1 protein-coding gene is annotated in these 553 nt (G+C 62.2%); it reads right to left on the bottom strand.

The annotated features are described in order from the left end of the window. On the bottom strand, positions 1 to 553 hold a 553-nt coding region (locus AACY45_RS27680), incomplete at both ends, for an isocitrate lyase/phosphoenolpyruvate mutase family protein (RefSeq protein WP_339548653.1).

Raw genomic sequence — 553 nt, 5'->3', positions numbered from 1 at the left:
ATGACGTCGCCATTGCGCGCAGTGGCGGGGTCGATCTCCTCACAATCGAGGAAGCTGTTATACAGGTCGCCAAGGTCACCCGGTTCCTTCGACACCGCGATCTGCTTGGTCAGCCCCGCCCCGAGCGAGTCGGTGCGCGTTACGATGATCCCATCCTCGACGCCGAGTTCGAGGAAAGCATAGCGACAGGCGCGGACCTTGGCGAGGAAGTCCTCGTGCGGCACCGTGACCTTGCCGTCCTGATGCCCGCACTGCTTTTCGTCCGAAACCTGATTTTCAATCTGCAGCGCGCAGGCCCCCGCCTCGATCATCTTCTTGGCGAGCAGGTAGGTCGCCTCGGCATTGCCGAAGCCCGCGTCGATGTCGGCGATGATCGGCACGACATGCGTCTGATAGCCGTCGATCGCGTTGAGCAGACGATGCTCGTTGACTTCGTCGCCAGCAGCGCGGGCGGCATCGAGCTCGCGGAACATCATGCCGAGTTCGCGCGCATCGGCCTGGCGCAGAAAGGTGTAGAGTTCCTCGATCAGCGCCGGAACACTGGTCTTTTCGT

The sequence above is a fragment of the Pseudomonas sp. RA_35y_Pfl2_P32 genome, assembly GCF_963970735.1.
GTDB lineage: Bacteria > Pseudomonadota > Gammaproteobacteria > Pseudomonadales > Pseudomonadaceae > Aquipseudomonas.
This window is presented reverse-complemented; position numbering and strand designations above follow the sequence as displayed.